The organism is Corynebacterium sp. (genome assembly GCF_030152825.1).
In the GTDB taxonomy this organism is placed as follows: domain Bacteria; phylum Actinomycetota; class Actinomycetes; order Mycobacteriales; family Mycobacteriaceae; genus Corynebacterium.
In genome coordinates this window covers 15,558-41,893 of record NZ_JASLIP010000079.1, presented here as the reverse complement: position 1 = coordinate 41,893, position 26,336 = coordinate 15,558, and the positions used below count along the sequence as shown (strand labels likewise).

Here is a 26,336-nt window from a genome sequence, read left to right as displayed (position 1 = left end):
TGGCCCTCGGCGAACCCCTCGGTCACCAGCTCGTGGCCGGCCATCAGCCGGATCGTCGTGGCGAGGTTGGACGGCGCCGCAACCAGCTGGACCAGCGCGGAGACGACGTCGAAGTCGAGCGAGCGGGGATAGACCTGGCCGACGCTGGTCAGCACGTGGTCGAAGCCGAGGTGTCCGGCGACCCGCCGCTCGAGCTCGGCCAGCCCGGCGTCGTCGCCGTCGAGCAGGTCGAGCATGTCCTGGCTGGTGCCCATCGGGCCCTTGATGCCGCGCAGCGGGTAGCGGGCCAGCAGCTCGTCGGCGCGCGCCAGGCCCAGCAGCAGCTCATCGGCCGCGGAGGCGAAGCGCTTGCCCAGGGTGGTGGCCTGCGCTGCAACGTTGTGGGAGCGGCCTGCCATCACGAGACCCTGGTACTCGCCAGCCAGGCGGCCGATCCGGTTCAGGACGGCGATGGCCTTGTCGCGGGCCAGCACGAGGGAGCGGTAGATCTGCAGCTGCTCCACGTTCTCCGTGAGATCGCGGGAGGTCATGCCCTTGTGGATCTCCTCGAAGCCGGCGAGGTCGTTGAACTCCTCGATGCGAGCCTTCACGTCGTGGCGGGTGACCTTCTCCCGCTCGGCGATGGAGTTCAGGTCCACCTGGTCGAGGACCTTCTCATAGGCGGCCGGGGCCTCAGCCGGGATCTCGATGCCGAGGTCCTTCTGGGCCTTCATCACGGAGAGCCAGAGCTGGCGCTCCATCTTGATTTTCTCCTCCGGGGACCACAGATTGGTCATCTCCGGGGAGGCGTAGCGGGTGGCGAGGACGTTGGAAATATTCTTCTTTGCAGCAGTCACGCCCCTCATTATCCCACAGCGGCACGGGGCTGTGCCGCGGGGCTGGTGACCAGCGGTTTCACGGCCATGCCACGGGTTGGCAGCTAGGGCACCAGAAGAGGTTCCGGCCTTCCACCACGCGGTGGCTGATCTCCTCGCCGCAGACGTAGCAGGGCTGCCCGGCGCGCCGGTAGACGTAGACCTCGCCACCGTGGTCGTCCTTGCGGGGAGCCCGGCCCATCGCCTCCGGGGTGTGCTCGGGGCGCACGGTGTCGATCCGCCCGGTGGCCTCACCCTCGGCCATGAGTTCTACGAGGTCCTGCCAAATATTCTCGCGTTCCTCCGCCGCCAGGTCGCAGGCCCGGATGTCCGGGTGGATGCCCAGGCGGAAGAGGGTTTCGGCCCGGTAGATGTTTCCCACCCCGGCGTAGCGGGCCTGGTCCATGAGGATCGAGCCGATGGTGCGCCGGGATCGGGAGAGGAACTCATCGAGTTCCGCCAGCTTCGCAGCGTTCTCCGGGTCCACCTCCGGGTCGGTGGAGCGCAGCGGGTCGGCGCCGAGCTTGGCGACCGCGGCGTCCATCTCCTTGTCGGTGATGAGTCGGCACCACTGGGGGCCGCGCAGGTTCACCTCCACGGCGTTGCCCCAGGTGCACATGTCCTCCCCGCCCTCGGCGTCGATGCGGTGCAGGTGCAGGCGCACCTGGCCGCGGGGCTGGCCGCCGGCGAAGGGCTCGACGGCCATGGTGCCGATCAGCCCCAGGTGGATGTGGATGATGTGATCGGCCCGCCGGTGCGGGTTGCGGGGGTTGCCGAAGCTCAAGAACAGGTGCTTGCCCCAAGCCTCCGCCCGGTCCAGCATGTCGCCGGTCAGGGCGCCGGCCTCCTCGGCGAAGCGCCCCTGCGGGCTGGTTACGCGCAGGGCGTGGCCGGCGAACAGCTGGTTGAGCTGGGTCGCCAGCCGGTGAATCACGTGTCCTTCGGGCATCGGTTTTTAGCCTTTCATTAAGGCTTAGGCCTGCCCCTCGCCCGGGACGGTGATCGTGCCTTCGACGGCGGCCAGGGCGATGTCCTTGCGGAAGTGCCCGCCCGGCAGGTCGATGGTGGCAAGGGTGGCGTAGGCCTTCTCGCGAGCCTCCTCGAGGGTCGCGCCCTCGCCGACCACGTTGAGCACGCGGCCGCCAGAAGCGACGAGCGCACCGTCCTTCTCTGCCACACCAGCGGCGCGGACACCGCGTGCCTCGCTGCCCGCCTCGGCGCCCGTGATGACCGCGCCCTTCTTCGCGGACTCCGGGTAGCCCTCCGCAGCGAGCACGACGGTCAGCGCGTAGCCGTCCTTCCACTGGAGCGGTGGCAGCTCCGCGAGCGTGCCGGTAGCGACAGCGTTCAGCACACCCGCCAGCGGGGTTTCGAGCAGCTGCAGCACCGGCTGAGTTTCCGGATCACCGAAACGGCAGTTGAACTCGATGACCTCAGGGCCATTGGAGGTCCAGGCCAGACCCGCGTAAAGCAAACCGGAGTACGGCACCCCGTCCTCGGCCATCTGCTTGGCCACCGGGATGCAGACCTCGTCGACGATGCGCTGCACGCCGCCCTCCGGCAGCCACGGCAGCGGGGTGTAAGCACCCATGCCGCCGGTGTTCGGGCCGGTATCGCCCTCGCCGACGCGCTTGAAGTCCTGCGCCGGGATCAGCGGGACAACAGTCTCGCCGTCCACCAGGCAGAACAGGGAGACCTCTGGACCGTCCAGGAAGCTCTCCAGCAGCACCGGGTTGCCGGCGGCGTGGACGTCGTCGATGTGGGCGCGGGCGGCAGCAGGGTCGTCGGTGACCACAACGCCCTTACCGGCGGCCAGACCGTCGTCCTTCACGACGAAGCGGGGGCCGAAGCGGTCCAGAGTGGCCTCAATTTCGGCATCCGACGTACCCGGCTGCAGAGACTCCGCCGAGGCGGTGCGGACCCCGGCGCGCGCCATGACATCCTTCGCGAAAGCCTTGGAACCCTCGATCTGGGCCGCGGCCTTGGACGGGCCGAAGACCGCGAAGCCAGCCTCGCGCAGATCGTCGCCCACGCCCGCGACCAGCGGGATCTCCGGGCCGATCACGACCAGATCCACCCCGAGTTCCTGGGCCAGACCCACCGGATTCGAGTCATCCGGGTGGAGCGTGGCGATGGCCTTCATGCCCGGGTTGCCGGGACTGACGTGGACCTCAGAGACGGACTCACCGCGGGACAGGGAATAAGCCAATGCGTGCTCGCGGGCACCGCTGCCAAGTACAAGAATGCGCATAGTGTCCCAGTCTAGCGAGCCAGCCAGACAGCGCGGCGTGACGCTGCCCCAAAGCCGGTGTTCGTCGATGGTTTCGCGGGTAACATCGCGAGGTATGGCTACCGTTTTCACCAAAATCATGAACGGCGAACTTCCAGGTCGCTTCGTCTACCGCGACGCCGAGGTCGCCGCATTCCTCACCATCGAGCCGGTTGCTTACGGCCACGTGCTGGTCGTCCCGACCCAGGAGATCGACCGCTGGACCGACGTGCCGGCGGAGCTGTGGGGCAAGCTCAACGAGGTCGCCCAGGTGATCGGCAAGGCCATCTGCGAGGTCTTCGATGCCCCGCGGTGCGGCTACATGATCGCTGGTTTCGAGGTGCCACACACCCACATTCACTTGTTCCCGGCCTCCGACATGTCCGGCTATAGCTTGCAGAACATCATCCCGATGGACCAGACGGACCCGGAAAAAATGGACGATGCGGCGACGCGGATCCGCGCGGAGCTGCGCAGCCATGGTGTTGCTGGCGTACCGGAGGACGAGGCCTAAAACACCAGCGCTCTAGAACGATATGTCCCCCTCTACGCCCCGGGCCCCAGGCCGCAGCCCCATCCTGCACTCCGGTCTGGGCCAGGAGGCTACCCCGCGACGTTCGCTGCTGGCCCACATCCCGGATCTGGGAGAATGGGATGAATCCCCCACCTCCCGGGTGCTGCCTTCCGAGCCCCGCCCCATCGTGGTGGTCCACGGCACCGTGGGTGGCCGCGGGAACTTCGCGCGCATGGTTCCCTACCTGCGCAGCACCTTCGACGGGCGGGACCGGCGGGTGTTCTCCGTCAGCTATGGGGACAACGGAACCACGCCGCTGGCGCAATCCATCGCCCAAACGCGGGCGCAGATCGCCGCTCTCCAGGAGGCCACCGGTGCGGAGTCCTTCGACCTGGTCGCGCACTCCCAGGGAGGGCTGATCTCCCTGGCCGTGGCGAGCCGCGCCGGCGGGGATGCGATCAACCACATCGTGGGCCTGGGCGCGGACTTCCGCGGCGTGCACATGCCATGGTCCGGGACTACGCGGGAGGCCCTGGTCAACCGGGTGATCAGCACCGTCATGGCGCCCGCTTTCGCGGAGCAGGTCGTGGGCTCCCCCGCACTGGCCGACGCGCTCGCGCCAGCCGGGGAGTGCACCGTGCCGATCACGCAGATCGCCTCCGATTACGACCGCATGGTCCCCCTCAACGCGGCCTTCGCCCTGGGCGATGCTGAACCCACCGGTGGTATCCCGCAGCACCCGGGCCCGCTGCGGCTGGTGCGGGTGCAGGACTTCTACCCGCAGCTGCAGGTGGCGCACAATATGCTGCCCCGCAACCAAAAGGTCAGTCTTCTGGTGAAGTTCGCTCTGGAGAATCCTCCGGCGCCACGGGCAGCTGCACCCTGAACGTGGTGCCCTCCCCCACCGTGGAGTCCACGGTGATCGCCCCGCCGTGCGCCTTGACCAGGGACTGCACGATGGATAGGCCCAGCCCGGAGCCACCCGAGGCGCGGGAGCGGGAGCCGTCCGGACGGTAGAAACGCTCGAAGAGGTGCGGCAGCGCGTCGGCAGGAATGCCCTCACCGTCGTCCTGAACGTCGATGGTGACCAGCTCAGGGCTCGTCTTGAGCAGGCTGATCTTCACGTTGGCGTCCTCGCCCGCGTGCTTCAGCGCGTTCGTGAGCAGGTTGCTGATCACCTGGTGCAGGCGGTTGGAGTCGCCAGTCACGACCGGGATGGAGCCGTAGTGATTCTCGACGCTGATGTTGCGCCCTGGGAAGCCCGCCCGGGCACCGTCGGCGGCGCGCAGCGCCAGCTCCAGCACATCCACCCGCTGGTTTTGCAGCGGGCGGCCCTCATCCATGCGGACCAGAGCCAAAAGGTCCTCCACCAGCAGCCCCATCCGCTCGGCCTCGTCGGAGATTCGGCCGATGACCATGTCCGCATCGTCGGTGGCCCCGGAGCGGTAGAGCTCCGCGTAGCCACGCACGGAGGTCAGCGGGGTGCGCAGCTCGTGGGAGGCGTCCCCGATGAAGCGACGCATCGTGGCCTCGGACTTGCGGGCCTGGCGCTCGGAGGCACCCACCGCGAGGAACGCACCCTGGATCTGCGCGAGCATCCGGTTGAAGGCCTGCGCCAGGCGACCGACCTCGGTATCCGGCTCCCAGTTCGGGACGCGCTGGTCTAGGTGCCCCTGGGAAATCAGGGAGGCGGTCTCCTCCACCTGGTTCAGCGGTCGCAGCGCGCGGCGCACTAGGTACTGGGAGACGATCATGATGGACGCCACCACCAGGAAACCGATGATGATCTGCAGGTACACCAGCCTGCGGATGGTGTGCTCCTCACCCTCCAGGGGCAGGGCGACGATGGTGACGGTGCCGTCCTGGTTCTCGACGGAGGCCGCCCGCCACGGGGCGTGGGACGCGCTACCCGCGCGGGCGGGCACCGTCACGGGCTCCCTCGGCTGCTCCAATCCCCGCAGCTCCGGGGCGGAATCGAAGACCGAGTTCAGCGGTTCGATGGAGATCTCCCCGTCCACCACGCGGACGAAGAAATCCGTGGGCGGACGGTTGGGCTGCGGGATGCTGCTACCGGGCCTGTCCTGGTAGGAGCGTTCGTCGTCGGTGGTCCGGTAGGCCCAGCCATTGATCGCACTGTTGAGCTGGTCGTCCACGCGCGAGACCATGAAGTGCTGCAGCGTGGAGGTCGTCACCGCGCCGGAAAAGGACAGGCCGAGCGCGGCGAGGAAGGTCATGACGACGACGAGGCTGACGCGCAGCGGGAAGTTCGACAGGAAGCGCCCGGGACGCTGGAACTCACCGTGCTCGTCATCTACCGGCCAGCCAGCGGTGCCGGCATCGTCCGCGCCGGGGGAACCAGCGGGGTTCGCTGTACCGGCTGCGGAGACGTCCGAATGCTCAGAGAGGGAAACCATCGACCAGGGAAACCTAGGAGCGTGGCTTACGCAGCACGTAACCCACGCCGCGGACGGTGTGGATCAGGCGGGGCTCCTTCGTGTCGATCTTCCGGCGCAGGTAGGAGACGTAGGACTCGACGACGTTGCCGTCCCCGCCGAAGTCGTAGTTCCACACGTGATCCAGGATCTTGGACTTGGAGAGGACAACTTCTGCGTTGACCATCAGGTAGCGCAGCAGCTGGAACTCCGTCGGGGACAGGTCTACGACCTCCCCGGCCTTGGTGACCTCGTGCATGTCGTCGTCCAGGGTGATGTCCTCGTAGGTGATGAGGCTGGATTCCTCGGAGTCATCCTTTGCCACGCGGCGCAGGATCACACGCAGTCGGGTGATGACCTCCTCCAGAGAGAAGGGCTTGGTGACGTAGTCGTCCGCGCCGATGGTCAGGCCGTGGATGCGGTCCTCCACGCCGTCCTTGGCGGTAAGGAACAGTACCGGGGCGTCGTGGCCGGCCTCGCGGAGCTTGTTGAGCAGGGTGAAGCCGTCCATGCCGGGCATCATGACGTCCAGGATGAAGGCGTCGGGGCGGTAGGTATCCGCGATCTCCAGCGCGGTCTGCCCGTTGTCAGCGGTCTCCACGTCGAAGCCCTGGAACTTCAGGCTGACCTTGATCAGATCGGAGATGTTGTCCTCATCGTCGACGACGAGAACCTTAACGGGCTGCGTGTTTGGGGTAGTCATGGCTCTATCTTCACCGATCTGCTTCCACCGAGACTGGGAGCTTGCTGAATGCTTGCTGTACATATTTTAGCGCTTGACCGCTGGAGAATATTCCCGGCGCGAACGGTGCGGGCACCCGGAAACGTTGAGACGCGTTAGCGGCGGATCCGGGGACTGGCTCGCCCGCTGCCACCCCACGGGCAGCGTTGCCCGCTGAACGCAGCCAGCTAAACGCAGCATTAACAGGCGACTCACCCGGCGCGTTCAGCTTTCTCTCACGTACAAATGGGTTTATTCTGAAACGCATGACTCGTTACACCGGCAAGCACCGCAAGGCGTCCAACACCTCCAAGAAGCAGTTCGCGGGCGCTGCTGCCCTCGCGCTCGGCGCCTCCACCCTCGGCATCGGAGCATCCGTCGCCACCGCCTCCGAGGCCAGCGCTGCCCCGCAGCTCGGCTCCCCCGTGGCAGCCCCCTCCCTGCCGCCGCAGATCGCCCAGCTGCAGGCCGACTTCGACGCCCAGCTGCGCCAGGCTCAGGCCAACGGCGTGACCGCTCTGCTGAACGCCCGCGACGCGCTGGTAGCCCAGGCCAAGAACCTGCCGCCGCAGTTCCGCACCCCGGTGATCCAGGGCATCGATAACTTCGTCAACGCCGTCGCACCGGGTGCCCTGCAGCAGCGCGAGGTGGCCCGTGCACCGAAGCCAGCGCCAAAGAAGCAGGCCCCGAAGAAGCAGGCCCGCCCGGCGTCCAACCCGTGCCCGGCCTCCGCACACGCATGCGTGGACATCAAGGGACAGCGCGCCTGGCTGCAGAAGGGCGGCAAGCGCTCCTACGGCCCGGTCATCGTCTCCACCGGCCGCCCAGGCCAGGAGACCCCGCGTGGCATGTTCACGGTGACCCGCAAGGTCAAGGACGAGATCAGCTACGAGTTCGGTAACGCACCGATGCCGTACGCCGTTTACTTCACGAACAACGGTCACGCCTTCCACCAGGGCACGACCAATGTGCATTCCGCCGGCTGCGTTCGCATGAACGGCGAGGCTGCTCGGACTTTCTTCAACTACCTGCAGCCGGGCGACAAGGTCTACATCTACTAATTCCCGAGCTGTTGAGAGCTCCTTAAATATTTGAGCGCACCGGCGCCGCGCGCGGATCCCCGATCCCGCGGCTCGGCGCCGGTGTTCTATATTTGTGGCATGAGCGAGGATATTCAGGCAGAGTCAGCAGCCGAGCGCCCGTCCACCGGCGCGCTTACTTTTCGCGTCGCGAGCGAGGGCGACCGCGGATTCATCACGGAAATGTTCCGCGAAACTGATACCTGGGGTGATCCTGGAAAGGACGTCTCCGAGCACTTCCAGGACGATCTGGTCCGTTACGTGGACATGTGGACCGCGGAGCAGGGCGGAATCATCGCTGAGTACGAGGGCGCACCCGCGGGCGCTGCGTGGCTGCGTAACTTCACCGAATCCGAGCCCGGCGCGGGCTATATCTCCGATGACATCCCGGAGCTGGCCATCGCGCTCCGCCCGACGATGACCGGCCTTGGGCTGGGCCGCAGGCTACTGGCCGCGACCCTGGATCACGCCCGTGCGAAGGGCTACCACTCCGTCAGCCTGGCGGTGGACTTCGGCAATGACCGCGCCCGCCGCATGTACTCCAAGTTCGGCTTCGTCGACCATGTCGTGGCACCCCACGAGGAGTGCTACGTCATGGTCTACCGCTTCTAGCAGCACCCCAGCCCAGCTGCCCCGCCCCGCTCCCAGTCCGGTCAGTAGACCCGCTGGGCGCGATTCAGCCCCGCGGCAACGCTCCGGGCACCAGGAGACCCCACATCGGACCGGAAACTATTGCCCAGGCGGAATGGGGTGTCCTTACTCATCACGTGATCAACGAAGTGCCAGTCGCAGTGCGTCGCCTCCTGGCCGACCTCCACCGCCATGTAGCCGTGGTGGGTGAAGTTGATCCACTTGAACCACCGGTTAACTCCGGAGAGCAGGTTCTCACCTGTGTAGAGCAACTGCCGGGTGGCGGCGTCGAGGCTGCGGATGACGGCAATTGAGTCAAAGGCCCCGTTCGCCGTCACCGACGGGGTCACAAACTCGGTGGCCACCGCCTTCGTGTTCTGGCCCGTGCGGTAGCCGAAGACATCCCTCGGGATATCGTTCGCCCAGGAGCTGTGGATATCCCCGGTCAGGAAGACCACGTTCTTATCCGGCAGCCCGGCGATCATGTCAATGATCTTCTGTCGCTCCACCATGTAGCCGTCCCATTGGTCAGGGTTCAGCGGGATACCCTGCTCCGGCAAGCCGATCTTCTCCACCAGCCAGGTCTGCAGCCTCGGGTCCAGGGTCGCCGGGAGTGTCATCGGCGCGAACATCACAGAGTTTGCGATGACCTGCCACTTCGCGGTGGAGGACTTGACGGCGTTACCGAACCACTCGAACTGGCTGCGCCCCATCATGGTGCGCCCCTCACGACCAGCGGCGCGAATGAAGTCAGGGTCAGAGTCCAGCAAGTGGTCACCGGACTGGATCAGTTGTGCATCGCGGTAAGAGCGCAGGTCCGGAATGATGATCTCCATCAACGGCCCGTACTGCAGGGTACGGTAAAGGTGCTGGGCGCGCGCATCGGGACGCACCCGCACTGGCATCCACTCGAAGTACGCGCGAGAGGCAGCTGCCTTGAGGGCCTGGTAGTCGTCCCCCTTCTTAAAACTCGTTCCGGTCGCACCCTCGCGCCAGTTGTTATCCGCGAACTCGTGATCATCCCACACGCACACCATTGGCTTGGCGGCGTGCAGGTCGGCGAGGTCGTCGTCCTGGCGGTAGCAGCCCTGGCGAATGCGAAAGTCCGCGAGCGTCTTGGTGACGTGCGCAGGCTCCACGGTGCGAGCCTGCTGGCCGTACATCCCGGTGTAACCGCCCGTCTCGTATTCATAGGTGTAATCCCCCAGATGCAGGACGAACTCCAGGTCGTCGCGTTCGGCCATGTCCCGGTAGCTGCGGAAAAATCCGGCCTCGTAGTTCGAGCAGCTGCACACGCCGAAGCGGATCGCGCTGACATTATCGCCCGAGCCCGGGGCGGTTCGGGTGCGCCCCACCCGGGAGGTCGCCTTCCGATCACCCAGGTCGGCCGTGAAGCGATAAAAGTATGTGGTGGCCGACCCCAGGCCGGTGGCGTCGACCTTGACAGTGTGGTCGAACTCGGCGCTGGCGGTGACCTTCCCGGACGCAGCGACGTCCTTAAATTCGGGGTCGGTGGCGACCTCCCACGTCACGGGAACGTCCGGCCCCTTCCCCGATCCGGGCTGCGCCTCCTTCGTTGGGGTCACGCGGGTCCAGATAATGACGGAGCTGGCGGTCGGGTCCCCGGAGGCCACGGAATGAGCGAAAACCTCGCGGTCCCAGTTCTCCGCGCCCAGCACGGTGCGGGCGGGGGCCGCGTGAACGGCCGGCAGTAGGCTTCCAGCGGCGGCCACCCCACCGGTGGCCGCCATGCTCTGCAGGACGCGGCGACGAGTAAGCGTTGCCATTAGCCAACCACCTCCACGGAGCCGTCCTCGGAAACGGTGACCTTCGTGGCAAGCGCCTTGGCCAGGTTGAGTCGTTGCCAGGAGCCCTCAGCACCCTGCTTATCCAGCGGATAGCCGGCAGGGCCGGCGGTCTGGCGAAGGATCTCGGCGCGCTGCGCGTAGGAGAGGTTCGGGTACTTACCCAGCAGTAAGGCTGGCGCAGCCTGCGGGACCACCATCGGGGCAGACTCGGAGTAGACCGGGGTAAAGCCGTAGTTCATCAGCTCAGTGTAGCGATCCACGGCGGCCGGGTTGTATCCCTTGCCCGCCTCGGCCTGCTTCTGTGCGCAGTTGGCAAGGGTGTCCCCGCAGCGCCACTCGAGCTCGGCGCGGATCTCCTGGGCGGCGGCATCCAGGTTGGCGCGCATGCGGGGGTCATTTAGTCGGTCCGCAGCCGCGGCGGTACCGACCATGCGGCCACCAATGACATCCAGTGGGTAGTGAACGCCCAGAACCACGCGAGAGTAGCCGCCCTCGGCACCGCGGGCGAGCAGCTGTGGGGCGAACTCGGGGAGCATGTAGGACAGCAGTGTGGTGGTCCAGGTGGACTGGTTCGTGTGCCCTGAGGGGAAGGCCTTCGAGGTGCTGTAGAAGTCCTTGCCCGGCAGGTTGTGCTTTGTGATTTGCTCCGGGGCGACGACGAATGGGCGGTCGAAGTTGTAGTACTGCTTCTCGATGAAGGTGGAGGAGGCCACTCCCCCGGCGCGCGCGGTGGCGCCGCCGAAGAGCATCTGGGTCTTGGGAAGACGGTGCTCCTTCAGGGCCTGGCGGAAGTGCTCGCCGAGCTCCTCGCCGAAGGCGTCGGCGAAGATGCGGAGCACGCCCTCCTTGGAGGTCGCGGCATCCTCCTGAGCCTGAGCGATGCGGTCGGCGGGGGCGTTGTTGTTGATCTCGGCGACCTGGTCAAGGTTTGACTTCATGACGTCCGGGTGTTTGGCCCGCAGGTCATTGAAGCCGTCGATGAGGGTGACGTAGTTGCCATAAGGGTGGGAGCTGAGGTCCGACAGGTACCAGCCGTATTCGGAGGCCGGGAAGGCCTGTGGCTGCGGGGCACCGTTGTGGGGAACGGGGTCGTAGAGGCCGGGAAGTTGGACAGATCCGGTGGCGGAGCTTTCCGGCAGCAGGTTGCCGCGCGGTGCGGCGCCGGCCTGGGAGGGGCCGGCCGGGGCGGCGAGCGCCGCGGTGTTGGCTGCCGGGCTCGCGACGATGCCGCCGGCGAGGGTGGCGGCGAGGGCTGCTGCAGCCGCGCGGGCAGCCATCTTATTCGAGCGCGACGGGCGAATTGCGGTCAATTGAGGCATGAAAAGACTTTCACATTACGCGTGGGGTGAATTATTACTTCTGAAGAGAAGGCCGCGCCGGAAAAGTATCTAACGCCATTTCGCGACGCGAACACACAGCAGAAGAATAGCGCAAAAACAGCCTCGTGCCAGCGGAGATATAAATATCCCCCCATTTGGGCCTAATTAGAGAAACCCTTATCCAACCGCAGTTATATTTCGGGTTAATAGAGGACGAATCTGGAGTTAATTTTTATTTCGTCTGAAAAGTCACTATTCCCGATAATCCCCTCTTGCTCCGTCACCGAATACGCCGACTATCGCCACGATTCATACTCTCCACCCGCACGGCCTCCCGGGCGCACCCCGGAGCAAGAGTCAAGGCATAAAGAAAAGGCCCCAGTTTCCCGGGGCCTTTCACTGAGCCGAAGACGAGACTCGAACTCGCAACCTACGCATTACAAGTGCGTTGCGCTGCCAATTGCGCCACTTCGGCACACCCAACACCCCATACGAGGCATGAGCGCTTAAAGAGTAGCAGCCCACCACGAGAGCCCACGAATTTTAGACCCACCATCACCTCCAGTGCGGGAGGGGGCCTTGTGTACGGTGTGGTTGTGGCAAATTATCTAGCTCGGTTCGCCCGACGCGCCAGCGACATGCTCTTTACCGGCAATCGCGCGACCATCGACGGGATTCGGTTAGCGCCGCCGCCGACGCCGCTGGCCCCGGTGAACCTCACGGACCCGGAGGAAATCCACCGCGTACTGAACCTTGCCGCACGCATCGGGGATCAACTGCTGGCCGCCGGCACAGGCAACTCGGACGCGAAGGCGGAGATCAAGGCGATCGCCGCCGCGTATGGCCTGCACTACACGCACGTGGACATCACGCTGAACACCATCACCGTGTACGCCCACAACGACGAGTCCCGCAGCCCCGTGTCCGCCTTCCGAGTCGTGAAGACCCTGAGCACGAATTTCTCCCGCCTCACGGAGATCGACCGGCTGGTGCGTTCCATCATCGCGGGCGCCACCCCGCTGGATACCGCGGAACAGATTCTCGCCGAGATCGAGCGCAGCCCGCTGCCGTTCCGCACCCGCTGGGCTCTGCTCTCCTGGGGTGGATTCGCTTTCTCCATTGCCCTGCTGCTGGGCGGTGGCTATGCCGTCGCTTTCGTCGCGACGATCACGACCCTGTTCATCATGTTTTCGACGGCGTGGTTGGCGTCGAAGTCGCTGCCGGAGTTCTACCAGAACTTCCTGGGCGGCTTCATCGCGGTCTTGCCCGCCGCGGTGGTCACGCAATTCGCGACGGAGCGTGGCTGGTACTTCCCTCCCTCGCTGGTGGTGGCGTCCTGTATCGTCGCGCAGCTCGCGGGATTGACGCTGGTCCAGGCGCTCCAGGACGCGGTGACGGGGGCTCCGGTCACGGCCTCTGCTCGCTTCTTCGAGACCGTGTTGAATACGGGCGCGATCATCGCGGGCATCGGCGCGGCTCTGCAGTTCGTTCACATGGTGGGCATCGACATGACTCCACTGGACGTGTCCACCACCTCGGGCGTTCTCGGCGGGACGACGGTGCGCGTGCTCTCGGGCGCGGCGGCGACGGTCTTCTTCTGCCTGGCCTGTTTTACCGAGCGGCGCGCGACGGTGGTCGCCGCGGCCACGGCACTGGTCGCCTCCATCGCGCACAACATCGTCCAGGCGCTGGCCGAGAGCTCGACGATGATGCCGGCTGCGGCCGCCGCGATTCTGGTGGGCATGACCGGTGGTCTGCTCTCCCGCCGGTACATGGTGCCGCCGCAGATCACCGCCGCTGCCGGCATTACCCCGTTCCTGCCCGGCCTGGCCCTCTACCGGGGGATGTCCTCGATCCTGCAGGACAAGCTGGTCATCGGTATGTCGAACCTGGCGTTGGCTGCGGCGACGGCAACGACGCTGGCTGCCGGCGTGGTCTTCGGCGAGTGGGTGGCCCGCCGCCTGCGCCGCCCCCGCATCCTGCACCGGGAGTACGGCCTGCGCCGCCCCCGCATCGCGGTGCGCGAGCGCCGTCCGCGCCGCCGGCACGGCAACCATGCGGCACATCCCTTGGACCAGCACCCGATGGACCGCTCGGTGCCGCGGATGAGCCGCAAGCGGGAGGGCACCCGGTCCCTGTGGAGCATCGACTCCCTGCTGCGGACGAGGCAACGCCGCAAGCTCGCGAAGATCCGGGAGAGCGAGAAGCAGGCGCAGCAGCAGGAACAGGCCGACTCCCCGGCTCAGCAGGACCTCACCGGCGACGGCGGTCCAGCTGCGGGCTCCGAACACGGCCGGGACTGATTAGCGTAGAATAGGCCCGTTACCAGGCAACGAGTTTTTGATTCACCGTCAAAGCCCACCGCCAGTTCAAGAGTTTTCGTGAAAGAGGATGCCAGTGCCCCCAAAGGTCACAGACAATCGTCCAGCTAGCGCCGAGTCTCTGCACGCCGTACCGGTGGAAACCGCTCTCGCCGCCCAGCGGATCGTTGCCACCTATGCCGAGGACTTCCTGGACGGCGTGACCCTGATGAGCATGCTCGGCGTCGAGCCGGAGGGCCTGATCCACCGCAAGGTCGTCGAGGAGCTGGAGGCCAACGAGGCCGCGACGAAGAAGGCTAGCCGGAAGACCACGAAGAAGGCTGCGAAAAAGGCGACCAAGAAGGCTGCGAAAAAGGCGACCAAGAAGGCTGCGAAGAAGAGCACCAAGAAGGCCGCTAAGAAGGCGACGAAAAAGGCCACGAAGAAGGCCCAGTAGTCCGCGTACACTTGGTGCCATAACCGGCACTTAGGAAGCGCTTCAGGAGGCACGATGGCCACCGACGGTGGTTCGGATTTTCTTGTTATCGCCAACCGTCTGCCCGTCGACCGGATCGGCGATAAGTGGGTGGCCTCCCCGGGCGGGCTCGTCACGGCGCTCAAGCCAGTACTGCAGCACAATAACGGCGCGTGGATCGGCTGGCCGGGGACGACCAAGAAGGTCAAGGCCAAGGAGATGCCTCCGCGCAAGAAGACCGGCATCGACCTGATCCCGGTGAACCTCTCCGAGGCGGATTACGAGGAGTTCTACGAGGGCTTCTCCAATGCGGGACTGTGGCCGCTGTACCACGACCTGATTGTGCATCCGCGCTATAAGCGCTCCTGGTGGGCGAGCTACCACGCCGTCAACCGCCGCTTTGCGGATAAGGCGATCAAGGAGGCCACGCCCGGCGCGACGGTGTGGGTGCAGGATTATCAGCTGCACCTGGTGCCCGGCATGATCCGCGAGGCGCGCCCGGACCTGAGGATCGGCTTCTTCCTCCACATCCCCTTCCCCGCCCCGGAGTTGTTCCGCCAGCTCCCGTGGCGCCGCGAGGTGCTGGCCGGCACGCTCGGCGCGGACCTCATCGGTTTCCAGACCCAGGACAGCGCCCGGAACTTCCTGCATACGCTCCGCGCACTGGATTTCGACGTTCATTACGACGACCCCACGGACGCCGAGTTCGTCAATGGTGCCCGCCTTCCGGAGGAGAACTCCGTCATCGGCTGGTGCACCACGAATCCCGCGGCGACCAGTGCTGCCGCAGCCGATGCGCAGGCCGAGGTCGATGGGAAGGCTCAGCAGGCCCGAGAGCACGTCACCCGCATCGGGGTGTTCCCGATCTCCCTGGACTCCGCCGCCGTCGAACTACAGGCCCAGCAGCCGGAGACGCTGGCCAAGGCGCAGCACCTGAGCCAACAGCTGGGCTCGCCGAAGGTACTGATGGCCGGGGTGGACCGGCTGGATTATACGAAGGGCATCGTGCAGCGCTTGCTGGCTCTTGAGGAGCTGCTGGACTCCGGTGAGCTGAAGAAGCACGGGCTCAAGGCCAAGGACATCTCCATGGTGCAGGTGGCCACTCCCTCGCGGGAGCGGCTGGAGGACTACCAGGCCACCCGCAAGGACGTGGAGCGCATCGTCTCCCGGATCAACGGCAAGCACGGATCCATGGGCCGGCCGGTGGTCAGCTATGTGCACAGCCACCAGTCCTTCAAGAAGCTGGTGGCACTGTACCTGGCGGCGGACATCATGCTGGTCACCGCGCTGAAGGATGGGATGAACCTGGTGGCCAAGGAGTACGTGGCCTGCCACTCGGATGGCACCGGCGCCCTTGTGCTCTCGGAGTTCACGGGCGCGGCCACTCAGCTAACCAGCGCGTTCATGTGCAATCCTTACGATAAGACGCAGCTTTCGCAGATCATCCTCGCGGCGGCGACGTCCAAGCCTTCGGATCGCCGGGCGCGGATGCGGAAGATGTGGGAGAACGTCCGCGAGTTCGACGTCGACCACTGGGCGGACAGCTTCCTGGCCGAACTGCGCGCGGACGTGGCGTCCCCGGGTGGGGAGGAACGTTGATGGAACTCAGAAACCTGCGCGGAACTCACCGGGGCCGAACTGCGGCCCGGGCGGGTGCCGCCATCCTCGCTGCCGCCGGCCTGCTGGGGCTCAGTGCCTGCGGCGAGTCCGAATCCCCGGTGGGTTGGACGCAGTGGCAGGTCACCCGCATCTACCAGGACCCGGAGACTCCGGCGGATCTGCCGGAGACCCAGGAGGGCCGCGTGTTTCTGGTCATCGGCGAGGACTCCCTGACCGGGGCGAGCGGCTGCCTGAATCTCACGGCCGACGTGCAGTGGCGAGAGCAGGAATCCCAGCTTGAGGTCGGTCAGCTGAGCGTCGAGGAGATCGGCGGCGAGGCCCAGTGCGCGCCGAGCGATGAGCGCAACGCTGAGCGCCTTCGCGACGTCCTAGAGAACCAGACGCTGACCTATACCCGCGACGGTGGGCGCTCGCTGCGGCTGCAGCAATTCCACCCGGACGCCCCGGAGTGGGAGACCCCGAAGGCGCTGAGCATGGTCTCCCGCGCCTAGGCAGTACCCGTCCCCAGGGGCTGCCACGGGCCCCGCGAAGAGAACACTTTAAGGAGCTCGCCAATGCCCGCTAGCCTGCCCCCGAACCCGCAGGATCCCAAAAAGCTGGATCCTAATGCTCTGAGTCCTGACACTCTGGGCCCCGAAACGCTGGGCGCGCAGGACCTCTCCTACCTCGCGGCGTCGGAGAAGCTGCTGCTCGCGGTGGACTTCGACGGCACGCTGGCGGAGTTCTCAGACTCCCCCACCGACGTGCGCGCGGTCCCCGGCGCGCTGGAGGCGCTGCGTGAGCTCGCCGGACTCCCGGGGGTGACGGTACTCATCATCTCCGGCCGCCAGCTGCGCGAGCTCTCCGCGGTCACCGGCCTGCCGGTGCTCGAGAATCCAGGCCCGGATGACATCCGCCTGGTCGGTTCCCATGGCGCGGAGGACTCGCTCTCGGGCAGCGCGGGCACCGTGGACGAGGACGCCGCCGGCAGCGCCGCAGACGGAATCGTGAGCCCCTCCCCCTCGGCTCGGGCGCAGGTGTTGCAGAAGCTGGGCGAGCACGCCGAGCAGATCGCGGCCGAGGACCCCGGCATGTGGGTGGAGTACAAGCCATACTCGGTGGGGCTGCACACCCGGCAGGCCGCCAGCCGCGAGGCCGCGGAGCAGGCGAATCAGCGCTTGGCGGAGTTCGCTGCTACCTGCAGCAACCCGGCGGTTCCGGTGCAGGTCACCTGGGGCCGCGACATCCTGGAACTCAGCGTGGCCACCGCAACCAAGGGCAGCTACGTTGCGGGCCTACGCCCCCGGCTGCCGGAGCACGTGGTCTTCTTCCTGGGCGACGACGTCACCGACGAAACCGTCCTTTCCACCCTCACCCAGCCACGACCAGACGTCGGCGTCCACGTGGGCGGCCGACTCGCGGACACCACCGCGGCGACCCGTAGCCTGGGCAGCCCCTTCGACGTTCGGGACGCGCTCCAGCGGCTCGCAGCGCTGCGTAGGTAGTGCCCGCGGCGCAGTTGCCCGCGGAGCTGGTTTTTTTGGTCCACGGGCGTCCTAAGCCCGGGGTGGGGCGATGGAGGTGCCCTCCAGCACCGTGGTCTCCAGGTAGACCGCCGGCGGGGTCTCCGAGTGCGCCCGCGACGGCGCGGACTTCCGGTTCTTCGCCGCCTTCCGGCGCTCCCGGATCTCCTCTGCGAGGTGCTCACCGCTCAGCCGCCCCTTGGTGCGGGAGGGTTGGCGCACCGTGACCACGCCTGCGGCCTCCGCCTGCGGGATGCCGTCGAAACCGGTCACCGAGAGCTCGCCGGGCACGTCGATGCCCGCCGATTCGGCGTAGCGCAGCAGACCGAGCGCCATCGAGTCGGTCGTGCACACCACGGCGGTGAGATCCGGGTTATTTTTCAGCAGTTCGCGGGCCGCATCCTCGGTGGTTTCGGCGTCGTTGATGTGGCGCTCCACGAGGGGCACGCTGGCGGTGTCGATGCCCGCCTCGGCGAGGATCTCCAGCGCACCGGTCACGCGATCACGCTGCACGTTCATGCGCGCCCCGGCGAGCCGCTCCTGGCTGACGGGCCCGTTGTTGGGCTCCCGATCGAGCCGGATGCACAGAATGCCGATCTTGCGGTGACCTGCGTCGACGAGACGGCGGACGACCGGTTTGATGGCCTCGCGGTCGTCGATACCGACGAAGCGCACCCCCTCCCGGCCGGCGGGCTGGTCGCAGATGACGACCGGACGCCCCCGGCTGATGGCGGCCTCCAGGTAGGGGTCCTCGTCGGCGACGGAGTAGACGATGAAACCGTCGACGGCGGCCTGGTTGATCAGGGCGGTGGCGTCCTTCCCATCGGACTGCACCCCGGCGGGGATGAGCAGCATGGACACTCCCATCTCCCCGCAGGCCTGCGAGACGCCGGACATGAATTCGACGGAGGCCTGGTCGTCGAAGGCGTAGGTCAGCTCCTCGGTGAGGAGGACGCCGACGGCCCCCGTCCGCTGGATGCGCAGGGAGCGCGCGATGGGGTCGGGCCCCGGGTAGCCCATCTTCTCCGCGGTCTGCAGGATCTTGGTGCGCAGTTCCTCGGAGAGCTGCCCGGGCCGGTTATAGGCGTTGGAGACGGTGGTTCGGGATACGCCCAACTCGGCGGCGATGGAGGCGAGGGTGCCTCGGCGGGCGGGTTGATTCATGACTCTTACCGTAGGCGGTTGGCCAAAAAATTGCTGGGCGGAGGGGTGCTGCACTACATTGCTTATTGCAACCAGTTCCCATTACCAACAACCGTGAGAAGTTTTTATGAACTTTAGTGCAACCACCCGCAAGCGTGGCGCCGCCATCTTCGGCGCCCTCACCCTCACCACAGGCCTCGCCGCCTGCGCCGAGGGCGGCTCGCAGGACAACCCGGCCGAGAACACGGAGTTCAAGGTCGTCGCCTCCACCCCAGTCTGGGGAGACATCGCCAAGGCGGTCATCGAGAGCGTCGACGGCGCGGAGAAGACCTTCTCCGTCGAGACCATCATGGAAAACAAGGACGACGACCCGCACGGCTACGAGGCTACCGCCGCCGACATCGCGAAGGCGAAGAGCGCGGACCTCATCGCCGCCAATGGTGCGGGCTACGACAACTGGCTCACCGATAATGCGGACGATGCCCCGATCGTTTCCGCTCTCCCGCTGGCCGCGGCCCACACGCACGACCACGGCGAGGACGACCACGGCCGCGACCACGATCATGAGGGCCACGATCACGAGCATGATCATGAGGGGCACGATCACGGCGATGACGAGCACGCCCACGACCGCGGCAGCGGCCAGAACCCGCACGCCTGGCTGGACATGGACATCGTCAACGCCTTCGCCGATAACCTCGCAGCCCAGCTCCACGAGCTCGACGAGGACTTCACCGCCGAGCTGGACGAGGACGCCGAGATCAAGGAGAAGACCGCGTCCTACACCGAGCGCATGAAGAAGTTGCCGGCCAAGAAGGTCATGCTGACCGAGTCCGTCGCCGAGGCCATCGTCGAGGACTCCAGCCTCGGAAACATCACCCCAGAGTCCTTCGCCAAGGCCGTAGCCCGCGAGGCAGAGCCCTCCGCAGCAGACCTCGCCGCCGCGAAGAAGCTGATCACGGACGGCAAGCTGGACGTCCTGATCACCAACGAGCAGGCCCAGACCCCGGCCACCGAAGAACTGACGAAGGCCGCGAAGGATAAGAACGTTGCTACTGTAAACGTGAACGAAACCCCGGACCGGGGCACCACGTACTTCGACTACGTGGATGACATCCTCAAGCAGCTAGAGAACGCATGAGATTAGCGTTTCACAACGCCGCGATTGAACCCCTGTGGCGCGACCTCAATCTCGAGGTCGCCCCGGGGGAATTTCTCGCTATTTTGGGATCAAACGGGGTGGGCAAGTCCACCCTCTTCCAGACAGTCCTGGGGCAGCGCGCACTGACCCGCGGCACCGTCGAGGTAGCGGGCAGGATCGGCTACATCCCGCAGCAGCGGATGTTCCCCGCGAACCTGCCGATCAGGGCGCGCGACCTCGTGGGGCTTTCCACGGCCCACGGCGTGTTCCGCAACCGCCGCCCCCGCCGTGAGCAGGTCGACGCCGCGCTCGCCGAGGTGGGCGCGGCCGGGCTCGCGAACCGCCGCGTCGGGGAGATGTCCGGTGGCCAGCAGCAGCTGATCCGCCAGGCCCAGGCGCTCGCAGGGGACCCGGAGATCCTGCTGTGCGACGAGCCGCTGCTCTCCATGGACCTGCGCGCCCAGCGGGCCACCGTCGAGCTGCTGGAGCGCCAGCGGCGGGAACGCAATACAGCGGTGCTGTTCATCACGCACAACATCAACCCGATCCTCGAGGTCACCGACCGGGTTCTCTACATCACCCCGCACGGGCACCGGCAGGGCACGGTCGCGGAGGTCATGAACACCGAGACCCTCTCGGAGCTGTACCAAACCGAGGTGAAGGTCATCGAGGTAGATGGGAAGGTGATCGTTCTATGAGCGAGTTTCACACCGGCCAGTGGTGGGCGGACACCCTCGCCCTGCTGAACGTGGATTTCGTGCAGCAGTCCATCCTCGCGGCCCTGTTGCTGGGGGTGCTCTCCGGGGCGATCGCGCCGATCATCGTGATGCGCAACATGAGCTTCGCGGCACACAGCACCGGCGAGCTCGCGCTGATGGGCGCGGCCGCCGCCCTGCTCTTCGGCTTCAGCGTCTCCTGGGGCGCGCTCCTCGGCGCGGTCTGCGCGGCGGTGATTTTGGGGGTGGTGGGAGCCCGGGAGCAGGACTCCATCGTCGCCGTGGTCTTGAGCTTCGGCATGGGCCTTTCCGTGCTGTTTATCTACCTCTACCCGGGGCGCTCGTCGACCGCCTTTAGCCTGCTCACCGGGCAGATCGTGGGCGTGAGCTCGTCGAATATGAAGATGCTTGCGATCATGACGGTGATCGTGGTCGCGGTCATCGCCCTGCTGTGGCGACCCCTGCTCTTCGCCACCGCCGACCCGACGATGGCGGCGGCCAGCGGGGTGAAGGTGCGGTTGCTCTCCGTCCTCTTCGCCGCCGTGTTGGGCGCGGTGGCCAGCCAGGGTGTGCAGATCGTGGGCGCCCTGCTGCTGCTCGCCCTACTCATCACCCCGGGCGCGGCAGCGGTGAAGGTCACCGCCAATCCCCTGGTCGCCGTGGTCCTTTCCGCGGTGTTCTCGGTGACGGCCGCAGTGGGTGGCCTGGTGCTCTCCCTGGCTCCCGGCCTGCCGGTCTCCGTCTTCGTGACGACGCTGAGCTTCCTGATCTACCTGGTCTGCTGGTTCATCGAGTGGCTGCGGGGTCGCCGGATGGACGCCGACGAGGTGCGCGCCGCCTCTTATGCTGCGGGCCAGGGCTTAAGCGGGGTCGCCGGCCGTGCCGGCCAGTCGGGCGCGGCGGGCCTGAGCTCTCAGCCGGGTGCCGATAGTTCCGTGCCGCTGTGCGAGGCTGACTCCTGCGCTAACTCGGAGAACCACCACTAGACCCTCTTAACGGGCCACCCCTCCCGCTGAATCTCATAAATAGGCCGAGCTAGCGAGTGCTAGCGCGGCCTTTCGCTGTTGCCTGGCTCTACTTCTTCGCCACGCGACGCTGGCGGGCGAACTCGCTCAGCACCACGCCCGCAGCCACGGAGGCGTTGAGGGACTCGACCTTGTCGGCCATCGGGATCGAGAGGATCGTATCCGCGGTCTCCCCGACCAGGCGGGACAGCCCCTTGCCCTCGCTGCCGACGACGACCACCGTCGGCGTCGTGCCGTCGTAGGTATCCAGCGTGTGCTCCCCACCGGCGTCGAGACCGACGACCTGGTATCCGTTCTGCTGGAACTGCTTCAGCGCGCGCACCATGTTCGTTGCCTTCGCGACCGGCAGGCGCGCCGCCGTCCCCGCGGAGGTCCGCCAGGTCACGGCGGTGACAGACGCGCTGCGGCGCTCCGGGATCACCACGCCGTGGCCACCGAAGGCCGCCACGGAGCGGATCACCGCACCCAGGTTGCGCGGGTCGGTGATGTTATCCAGCGCCACGACCAGGCCGGGGGTCGCGGAGTCCGCGGCGCGCTCGATGAGGTCGTGCACATCCGCGTACTTATACGGCGGGATCTGCAGGCCAATGCCCTGGTGCAGCCCGTTGCCGGTCATGCGGTCCAGCTCCTGGCGGCTGACCTCCAGGACCGAGATGCCGCGGCTGGAGCAGATGTGGACGGCCTCGGAGAGGCGGTCGTCGTTGCCGGTGCCCTCCGCGACGTACAGGGCGGACGCCGGGACGTTGGCGTGCAGGCACTCCACCACGGGGTTGCGGCCGACGACCAGCTCGTTGCCACCGAAGGCATCGCGGCGGTCGTGCGCTCCGGATGCCCGGCGCTGCGCGGCCTTCTTGCGCTTGTGCGCCTGGTGGTAGACGCGGTCCTCCGCCTTCGGGGTCGGCCCCTTACCACGCAGGCCGCGGCGCTTCTCCCCGGCCGAACCCTTCGACGGGCCCTTCTTGTTCTTGCGTGCGCCGCCGTGGCGTCGCGAGTTGCCAGCCATCGTGCTCCCTAGTTTTGCGTGAATTATCGAGCACCAAGTCTATCGCCCCAGCGCCGATTCACACTATTGCTCGACCGTTGCGTCGCCGCTGTGGCTAGCTTGCGAAGGTGACTGGGATGTCCGCGACGTCCTCGAAGCCCTCGGTGTGGTCACCGAAAATCTTCAGAACGCATTCCTGCGTGGCGCAGTCGACGGCCTGACCCTTCTGCTTTGCGGTCAGCTCGAATTCAGTCTCGCCTGCCGGGGAGAGGCTCGCGGTGCCACCATCCTTCTGGGTGATCCACTGCTGGGTTCCGGCCTCGCCACGCTCGCCGGTGCAGTCTGGCATCGGCTTACCAGGGGTGCTTTCCGCAGCGCAGATGGCGCCGTAGTAGCCCGCCTCTGGGTCCAGGCCGGTGGCCTTGACGGAGATCTTCTGCCCATCTGCGAGGTTTTCAGCTGGGTCTGCGGTGATCTTCACATCGCCGTCGCCTGCAGCCTCTGCGTCATCGCTGGACTCGGTAGCAGACGTGCTCGGAGCCCCGCTCGCTGCCTCGCTGGCTGGCGCTTCTGTCGTGGAGCTGGCCGATGCCTGCTCCTCTGATCCATCGTCTGAGCAGGCTGCGAGCAGGGGCAGGCTCAGTGCCATGAGTGCGGCGATAGCGGTTGTTGCTCGGGGGCGTGCGGTGCGGATTGTCTTCATTCTGGAACCTCTTCCTGGGATATAGCTAGGTTATGCTAGCCTCACCGAGGTTAACCTAACCTATGTTCTTATAGTCAAGAACCCCTAAGGACACTCACCATGCGGACACCCCAACGGCGCGCACTTCTGCCGCTTTCCCTCGTGGCAGCGCTTGCCCTGAGCAGCTGCGGGGCACCAAATTCGGGACCTACCCCCGAGGCCGAACAGTCACAGGCAGCCCCGGCAGAAAAGACAGCAACTACTCGCCACGCCGAGGGTTCACACGTCCCTACCGGCCACGTCTCTGCGCACCTCCCCAGCCGCGACCCCGACGTCCTCGTCGACCGGAAAATGGTGGAGCATTCCCCGGCCCGCGACGCCCGCATCCTCACGCTGGACCGCGCCGGCGCGCTATCCCGGACGGTATGGGCGCTGGGCATGGGTGAAAACCTCATCGGGCGAGACACCGCATCTGATTTCCCCGGGGTCAAAGACCTCCCCCTGGTCACCCCCGGCGGCCACTCGATCAACGCCGAAACGGTGCTGAGCCTGCGCCCCGACATCGTCCTCACCGATGGTTCGATCGGCCCGAGCCGGGTCATGAAGAAGCTGCGGGCAACCGGGGTGAAGGTCATCGACATCACGGCGGAGCGCACCCCGGAGACCATCGGCACCCTCATCGAGGAAGTCGCCGCCGGGATCGGCCTGGAGCAAGCAGCGGAGCAGGTCACAGACCAGATCAACGAAAAGCTCGACGGGGCCACCGCATCCGCAAAGTCCCGCGCAGATGGCCGCGGAATGATGATTCTCTACGTGCGAGGTACCGGTGTGGCGATGATCGCCGGGCCGGAATCCGGTGGCCGGAGCGTCATCCAACGGCTCGGCGGTACGGACGCCGGCGAGAAGCTGGGCATCAACGGCAGCTTCACCCCGCTGACCCCCGAAGCGCTCATCGAGGCCGCCCCAGACACGCTCATCATCATGAGCAGTGGCTTGGAATCGGTCGGCGGGGTCGATGGCCTGCTGGAGGTTCCGGGCGTATCGCAGACCCCAGCGGGAAAGAACCGTTCCGTGCTCGATGTTCCCGATTCCGAACTACTCTCCTTCGGGCCGAACACCCCGGTTGTCATCGACGCGATGGCGGAGGCGCTTTATGGCGACTAGCTTGCTCAAAAAGCAATCGAAAGACCGCCGATCCGCTGCGGCCAAGGGCGGCCAACCCACCGGGCTCGTCTTCCAACGCGACCCGCGGCGGGCCATCCGGAGCCGATGGAACCGCCTGCGTGCCGCCAAAACCCCAGCGGTGATCACCGCCCTCGCGGTTGGGCTGGTTGCGGCCATCCTGTGGTCCGTCGCGGTCGGCCAATTCGGGGCCAGCGCTGGGCAGTCCCTCCGCTCCCTTGCGCACATCGTCACCGGCTTTGGGGAAGCAACATCCCTTGATGTGGTGCTGTGGGAGGTCCGCCTGCCCCGGGTATCCCTAGCCGCCATCGTCGGTGCGGGGCTAGCGATCTCCGGGTTGGCGCTGCAGGCCGTGTTCTCCAACCCGCTGGCCGAACCCGGATTGATCGGTGTTTCCTCTGGTGCCGCCGTCGGGGCGTCGCTGGCCACCGTGCTCAGCACAGCGAGCGCTGCCGGCGCTCTTGGGTTGAGCAGCGCAGGGCTGGCGGCGATCCTGGCTTCGAACTGGACCATCGCCGTCGCAGCCTTCGTCGGCGGAATCGCGGCCACCGCCGTCGTCGCAGCCAGCGCGCGTGGAAGCCGGGATATTGCGCGCATCATCCTCGTCGGCGTGGCCGTCAACGCCGTCTGTGGAGGCATCGTCGCTTTCCTGACCTACATCGCCAGCACCACGGCGCGGGATCGCATCGTCTTCTGGCAGATGGGCAGCTTCGCGAGCGCCGACTGGTCCCAGGTGGGGATCATCCTGGTGCTCACCACCCCAGCCGCCGCCCTGCTCTGGGCGCTGGCCCCCAAGCTCGACACCCTGAGCCTGGGGGAATCCCAGGCCCAGCACCTCGGAATCAACGTGGTCGCGCTCCGCCGCGTGGTCATCGCTATCGCAGCGCTTGTCGTGGCTGCAGGTGTGGCATTCTCCGGGATCATCGTGTTCATCGGGCTCGTGGTTCCGCATGCCCTGCGGCTACTCATCGGCCCCGGCCACCGCGCACTCGTTCCCGCGTGTTTCCTCGGCGGCGCGCTCGCGGCCACACTGGCGGATCTCGCTGCCCGCGCCCTCATCACCGGCACCGATCTGCCGCTGGGCATGCTGACTTCCATCGTGGGCGGCCCGATCTTCTTCTGGCTGCTGATTCGTTCCGATAGGTCGGTGAAGCACTAATGAGCATCACAGTAGAAAATCTGCATTTCAGCGTCGACGAGCACGAACTGTTGGACGCCGTCAGCTTCACCGCTGCCGCCGGCCAGGTCACCGCGTTGGTCGGGCCGAACGGTGCCGGAAAGTCCACCTTGCTCGCCGCGATCGCCGGCGACCTCGATATCGACTCCGGGCAGATCCTCATCTCGGGCGAGGACGTCAGCCAACTGAACAGCAAGCAGCTCGCGCGTCGGCGAGCGGTGCTCACCCAGCACCACCCCATCGGTGTGCCCTTCACGGCGGAGGAAGTCCTCGACTTCGGCCGGCACCCCTGGTCCACGCCGGATCCACAGCTTCGCCAGGAGGTCATCGCCACCTGCGAGATCGAGCATCTCCTCCCCCGGGCAGTCCCCACACTTTCCGGCGGCGAGCGCGCCCGAGTGCACTGCGCCCGGGTATTCTACCAGGACACTCCCGTGGTCCTGCTGGATGAGCCCACTGCGGCTTTGGACCTGGCGCACGCCGAGGACGTCCTCAAAGCGATGCGCCGCCTCGCCGACGAGGGAAAGACGGTCGTGGTGGTTCTCCATGACCTCGCAGCCGCGGCGGCCTACGCCGACCACATCGTGGTTCTCAGCAGTGGCTGTGTGATCGCCCAAGGCACCCCCACGGAGGTGCTCAGCTCGGGGCTCATCAGCGCCATTTACGACGCCGATGTGGAAATACTCCAAGACTCGGCGGGCAACCCGGTTGCGCTCCCCCGGCGCAGAACAAACCCCAGTTCACTCAAGAATCTTTAATCCCGTT

At 66.4% G+C, this 26,336-nt stretch carries 25 protein-coding genes and 1 tRNA gene; 15 read left to right on the top strand and 11 right to left on the bottom strand.

The window, feature by feature from the left end; all coding sequences use genetic code 11:
* The 3 genes from Q1V78_RS08395 to purD all read right to left on the bottom strand — a co-directional run.
* The coding region (locus tag Q1V78_RS08395; protein ID WP_300613545.1) for a lyase family protein at window positions 1–845 on the bottom strand (845 nt) is incomplete at its 3' end.
* A gap of 49 nt (window positions 846–894) precedes the next feature.
* Entirely contained in the window at window positions 895–1,803 is a 909-nt protein-coding gene (locus Q1V78_RS08390) for a DNA-formamidopyrimidine glycosylase family protein (protein ID WP_300613543.1), read from the bottom strand.
* Between the two features lie 24 nt (window positions 1,804–1,827).
* The gene (gene purD / locus Q1V78_RS08385) at window positions 1,828–3,105 is read right to left on the bottom strand and encodes a phosphoribosylamine--glycine ligase (protein WP_300613541.1); all 1,278 of its coding nucleotides are present in this window, start codon (window positions 3,103–3,105) and stop codon (window positions 1,828–1,830) included.
* 94 nt (window positions 3,106–3,199) lie between these two features.
* Between purD and Q1V78_RS08380 the strand changes: the two genes are divergently transcribed.
* Window positions 3,200–3,637 carry an HIT family protein gene (locus tag Q1V78_RS08380; protein WP_300613539.1) on the top strand — a complete coding sequence of 146 codons (438 nt, stop codon included), beginning with the start codon at window positions 3,200–3,202 and terminating at the stop codon, window positions 3,635–3,637.
* Between the two features lie 22 nt (window positions 3,638–3,659).
* Window positions 3,660–4,523, top strand: coding sequence for an alpha/beta fold hydrolase (locus tag Q1V78_RS08375; protein ID WP_300613537.1), 864 nt, complete (start codon window positions 3,660–3,662; stop codon window positions 4,521–4,523).
* Here Q1V78_RS08375 and Q1V78_RS08370 read toward each other — a convergent pair.
* Both Q1V78_RS08370 and Q1V78_RS08365 read right to left on the bottom strand, forming a co-directional pair.
* On the bottom strand, window positions 4,462–6,051 hold the full coding sequence (locus tag Q1V78_RS08370) for a cell wall metabolism sensor histidine kinase WalK (RefSeq protein ID WP_300613535.1): 1,590 nt from the start codon (window positions 6,049–6,051) through the stop codon (window positions 4,462–4,464). The genes Q1V78_RS08375 and Q1V78_RS08370 overlap by 62 nt on opposite strands.
* A gap of 13 nt (window positions 6,052–6,064) precedes the next feature.
* Window positions 6,065–6,772 carry a response regulator transcription factor gene (locus Q1V78_RS08365; RefSeq protein WP_300613532.1) on the bottom strand — a complete coding sequence of 236 codons (708 nt, stop codon included), beginning with the start codon at window positions 6,770–6,772 and terminating at the stop codon, window positions 6,065–6,067.
* Between the two features lie 284 nt (window positions 6,773–7,056).
* Here Q1V78_RS08365 and Q1V78_RS08360 point away from each other — a divergent pair, with 284 nt between their 5' ends.
* Both Q1V78_RS08360 and Q1V78_RS08355 read left to right on the top strand, forming a co-directional pair.
* Entirely contained in the window at window positions 7,057–7,851 is a 795-nt protein-coding gene (locus Q1V78_RS08360) for a L,D-transpeptidase family protein (RefSeq protein ID WP_300613530.1), read from the top strand.
* Between the two features lie 99 nt (window positions 7,852–7,950).
* The gene (locus tag Q1V78_RS08355; protein WP_300613527.1) at window positions 7,951–8,481 is read left to right on the top strand and encodes a GNAT family N-acetyltransferase; all 531 of its coding nucleotides are present in this window, start codon (window positions 7,951–7,953) and stop codon (window positions 8,479–8,481) included.
* Between the two features lie 41 nt (window positions 8,482–8,522).
* Here the strand turns inward: Q1V78_RS08355 and Q1V78_RS08350 are convergent, their stop codons facing one another.
* The 3 genes from Q1V78_RS08350 to Q1V78_RS08340 all read right to left on the bottom strand — a co-directional run bounded on the left by Q1V78_RS08350 (window position 8,523) and on the right by Q1V78_RS08340 (window position 12,101).
* On the bottom strand, window positions 8,523–10,286 hold the full coding sequence (locus Q1V78_RS08350; protein WP_300613525.1) for an alkaline phosphatase D family protein: 1,764 nt from the start codon (window positions 10,284–10,286) through the stop codon (window positions 8,523–8,525).
* Window positions 10,286–11,626, bottom strand: coding sequence for a phosphatase PAP2 family protein (locus tag Q1V78_RS08345; protein ID WP_300613522.1), 1,341 nt, complete (start codon window positions 11,624–11,626; stop codon window positions 10,286–10,288). Before Q1V78_RS08345 ends, Q1V78_RS08350 begins: the two co-directional genes overlap by 1 nt.
* Window positions 11,627–12,028: 402 nt before the next feature.
* A tRNA-Thr gene (locus Q1V78_RS08340) sits at window positions 12,029–12,101 on the bottom strand.
* 106 nt (window positions 12,102–12,207) lie between these two features.
* On the opposite strand from Q1V78_RS08340, the gene Q1V78_RS08335 reads away from it, so the two are divergent.
* From Q1V78_RS08335 to otsB, 5 genes are all read left to right on the top strand, one after another.
* Window positions 12,208–13,929 (top strand): threonine/serine exporter family protein, encoded by a 1,722-nt coding sequence (locus Q1V78_RS08335; RefSeq protein ID WP_300613520.1) that lies wholly within the window; start codon window positions 12,208–12,210, stop codon window positions 13,927–13,929.
* A gap of 94 nt (window positions 13,930–14,023) precedes the next feature.
* On the top strand, window positions 14,024–14,383 hold the full coding sequence (locus Q1V78_RS08330) for a hypothetical protein (RefSeq protein WP_300613550.1): 360 nt from the start codon (window positions 14,024–14,026) through the stop codon (window positions 14,381–14,383).
* 54 nt (window positions 14,384–14,437) lie between these two features.
* Window positions 14,438–16,000, top strand: a complete 1,563-nt coding sequence (locus tag Q1V78_RS08325) for a trehalose-6-phosphate synthase (RefSeq protein WP_300613518.1) — start codon at window positions 14,438–14,440, stop codon at window positions 15,998–16,000.
* The gene (locus tag Q1V78_RS08320; RefSeq protein WP_300613516.1) at window positions 16,000–16,512 is read left to right on the top strand and encodes a hypothetical protein; all 513 of its coding nucleotides are present in this window, start codon (window positions 16,000–16,002) and stop codon (window positions 16,510–16,512) included. Before Q1V78_RS08325 ends, Q1V78_RS08320 begins: the two co-directional genes overlap by 1 nt.
* 63 nt (window positions 16,513–16,575) lie before the next feature.
* Window positions 16,576–17,505, top strand: a complete 930-nt coding sequence (gene otsB, locus Q1V78_RS08315) for a trehalose-phosphatase (RefSeq protein ID WP_300613514.1) — start codon at window positions 16,576–16,578, stop codon at window positions 17,503–17,505.
* 51 nt (window positions 17,506–17,556) lie between these two features.
* On the opposite strand, the gene Q1V78_RS08310 is transcribed toward otsB, so the two are convergent.
* Window positions 17,557–18,687 (bottom strand): LacI family DNA-binding transcriptional regulator, encoded by a 1,131-nt coding sequence (locus tag Q1V78_RS08310; RefSeq protein WP_300613512.1) that lies wholly within the window; start codon window positions 18,685–18,687, stop codon window positions 17,557–17,559.
* 106 nt (window positions 18,688–18,793) lie between these two features.
* Between Q1V78_RS08310 and Q1V78_RS08305 the strand changes: the two genes are divergently transcribed.
* Genes Q1V78_RS08305 through Q1V78_RS08295 form a run of 3 tightly spaced genes read left to right on the top strand, consistent with a single transcriptional unit; the run spans window position 18,794 to window position 21,509 of the window.
* Window positions 18,794–19,807, top strand: a complete 1,014-nt coding sequence (locus Q1V78_RS08305; RefSeq protein ID WP_300613510.1) for a zinc ABC transporter substrate-binding protein — start codon at window positions 18,794–18,796, stop codon at window positions 19,805–19,807.
* Window positions 19,804–20,505, top strand: a complete 702-nt coding sequence (locus Q1V78_RS08300; protein WP_300613508.1) for a metal ABC transporter ATP-binding protein — start codon at window positions 19,804–19,806, stop codon at window positions 20,503–20,505. The genes Q1V78_RS08305 and Q1V78_RS08300 overlap by 4 nt, the downstream gene beginning before the upstream one ends.
* Entirely contained in the window at window positions 20,502–21,509 is a 1,008-nt protein-coding gene (locus Q1V78_RS08295) for a metal ABC transporter permease (protein WP_300613506.1), read from the top strand. Before Q1V78_RS08300 ends, Q1V78_RS08295 begins: the two co-directional genes overlap by 4 nt.
* An 88-nt stretch (window positions 21,510–21,597) precedes the next feature.
* On the opposite strand, the gene rlmB is transcribed toward Q1V78_RS08295, so the two are convergent.
* Window positions 21,598–22,551: a 23S rRNA (guanosine(2251)-2'-O)-methyltransferase RlmB gene (gene rlmB / locus Q1V78_RS08290; protein ID WP_300613504.1), complete on the bottom strand. Its 954-nt coding sequence runs from the start codon at window positions 22,549–22,551 to the stop codon at window positions 21,598–21,600.
* Between the two features lie 94 nt (window positions 22,552–22,645).
* Window positions 22,646–23,233, bottom strand: a complete 588-nt coding sequence (locus tag Q1V78_RS08285) for a neocarzinostatin apoprotein domain-containing protein (RefSeq protein WP_300613502.1) — start codon at window positions 23,231–23,233, stop codon at window positions 22,646–22,648.
* 99 nt (window positions 23,234–23,332) lie between these two features.
* On the opposite strand from Q1V78_RS08285, the gene Q1V78_RS08280 reads away from it, so the two are divergent.
* Genes Q1V78_RS08280 through Q1V78_RS08270 form a run of 3 tightly spaced genes read left to right on the top strand, consistent with a single transcriptional unit; the run spans window position 23,333 to window position 26,329 of the window.
* The gene (locus tag Q1V78_RS08280) at window positions 23,333–24,376 is read left to right on the top strand and encodes a hemin ABC transporter substrate-binding protein (RefSeq protein WP_300613500.1); all 1,044 of its coding nucleotides are present in this window, start codon (window positions 23,333–23,335) and stop codon (window positions 24,374–24,376) included.
* Window positions 24,366–25,553 carry an iron ABC transporter permease gene (locus tag Q1V78_RS08275; RefSeq protein ID WP_300613498.1) on the top strand — a complete coding sequence of 396 codons (1,188 nt, stop codon included), beginning with the start codon at window positions 24,366–24,368 and terminating at the stop codon, window positions 25,551–25,553. The genes Q1V78_RS08280 and Q1V78_RS08275 overlap by 11 nt, the downstream gene beginning before the upstream one ends.
* A complete protein-coding gene (locus tag Q1V78_RS08270; RefSeq protein WP_300613496.1) occupies window positions 25,553–26,329 on the top strand; it encodes a heme ABC transporter ATP-binding protein in 777 nt (258 codons plus the stop codon). Before Q1V78_RS08275 ends, Q1V78_RS08270 begins: the two co-directional genes overlap by 1 nt.
* Window positions 26,330–26,336: the final 7 nt, after the last annotated feature.